Annotated in this window: 1 protein-coding gene; it reads left to right on the top strand. The window is 71.1% G+C overall.

Annotation, left to right across the window (positions count from 1 at the left end):
* Positions 1 to 288: 288 nt before the first annotated feature.
* Positions 289 to 1,811, top strand: a 1,523-nt coding sequence (locus FNH04_RS45585) for a SulP family inorganic anion transporter (protein ID WP_228032057.1), incomplete at its 3' end; no start/stop codon positions are given.

The following is a 1,811-nucleotide window of genomic DNA, read 5'->3' as shown; positions in this document are numbered from 1 at the left end:
CCCCCCGGGCCACCCGGGCCACCCCGGCCGTCCCATCAGCCGTACGTGGCCGACGAGCCCGACGCGCCCCGGGCCTCCAGGGGCCCCAGGTCCCGTACGGACGCGAAGGGTCCCAGGTCCCCGAAGCTGTCGGGTCTCCCGAAGTTCCCGCAGTTCGCAAGGGGCTCCGAGAGCCACTCGGAGGACACGCAGGACTCACAAGGCTCACAGGGCTCACAGGGCTCACAGGGCTCACAGTCGTCCAAGGCCCCCAAAGCCTGCAAGTCGTCCAGGCCCCCCAAGGGCGACCTGGCCACGGAGATCACCGCGTCCCTGGTCGTCTTCCTCGTGGCCCTCCCCCTGTGCATCGGCGTCGCCGTGGCCTCCGGTGTCCCGGCCGAGCTGGGCATCATCTCGGGTGTCATCGGCGGCCTGGTGGTCGGCGCGTGCCGGGGCAGCACCCTCCAGGTCAGCGGTCCGGCCGCGGGTCTCGCGGCCCTGGTGGCCGAGACCGTGATGGAGTTCGGCGTGGCCATGCTCGGGGTGATCGTGCTCTTCTCGGGCATCCTGCAGATCATCCTGGGCCTGGTGAGGTTCGGCCGGTTCTTCCAGGCGATCTCCCTGGCCGTCGTCCAGGGCATGCTCGCGGGCATCGGCCTGCCGCTGATGTTCAGTCAGGCGTACCCGGTGGCCGACGCCAAGGCCCCAGGCACCCCGATCGAGAACATGGCCGGGATCCCCGGCCTGATCGTCGACACCGTCTCGAACCCCCAGGCGATGATCGCCGCGGGACTCGGCATCCTCACCGTCGTCCTCAGCTTCATGTGGAAGAACGTGCCGGGCCCGATCAAGAAGATCCCCGCGGCCCTGGTCGCCGTGGGTGTCGGTATCGCGGTCGCCTCCCTGCCCGGTGTGAACGTGAAGACGCTCCAGGTGGGCAATCTGCTGGCCTCCGTCGACGTACCCGGTCCGGAGCAGTTCGCCGGTCTCGCCGACGTCGGCATCATCACCGCGATCCTCACCTTCACGGTGATCGCCTCGGCGGAGTCACTGTTCACGGCCGCAGCGGTGGACCGTATGCACGACGGTCCGCGCACCCGCTACAACCCCGAGCTGATCGCCCAGGGCGCCGGCAACACGGTGGCGGGCATCCTCGGCGCGCTGCCCATCACCGCGGTGGTGGCCCGCAGCTCGGCGAACGTCCAGGCGGGCGCCAAGACCCGTACGTCCCGCACGCTGCACGGTCTGTGGCTGCTGGCCTTCGCGCTGCTGCTCCCCCAGGTGCTCGCCCTGATCCCGATCTCGGTCCTCGCGGGCGTCCTCGTGCACAGCGGCTGGAAGCTCTTCGCGCCCGGGGAGTTCCCGAAGATGTGGCGCCAGGACCGGGGCGAGTTCGCGGTCATGACGCTCACCACGCTGGTCATCGTGGCGACGGCCCTGCTGGAGGGTGTCCTCGTCGGCCTCGCCGCGGGCATCGTCCTCGCCGCCCTGCGGATGTCGCAGACGGTCATCAAGCAGCACATCGAGGAGGACACGGCGAAGGTGGTGATGGCGGGCAACGCGACGTTCCTGCGCCTGCCGGAGGTCATCGAGGCCCTGGAGGCCGCCGCCGAGGCCGGCAAGCCGCGTATCCGCCTCGACCTCACCGGAGTGACCCACCTCGACCACGCCTGCCGCAACCAGGTCGAGGAGTTCACGGCCCAGCAGCGCGGCAAGGGCCTGCGCGTGGAGCTCCTGATGCCGGGCCCGGCGAAGTCGTTGACGGCCGGCGGCAAGGCGCCCGAGGCACCGGAGCAGCCGGCCGCGCGCCGCCCCGGCCCCCTGACGCAGCC

This window comes from Streptomyces phyllanthi, from assembly GCF_009377205.1.
GTDB lineage: Bacteria > Actinomycetota > Actinomycetes > Streptomycetales > Streptomycetaceae > Streptomyces > Streptomyces phyllanthi.
The sequence above is the reverse complement of the archived record's forward strand: the minus strand, read 5'-3'. Positions and strand labels throughout refer to the sequence as shown.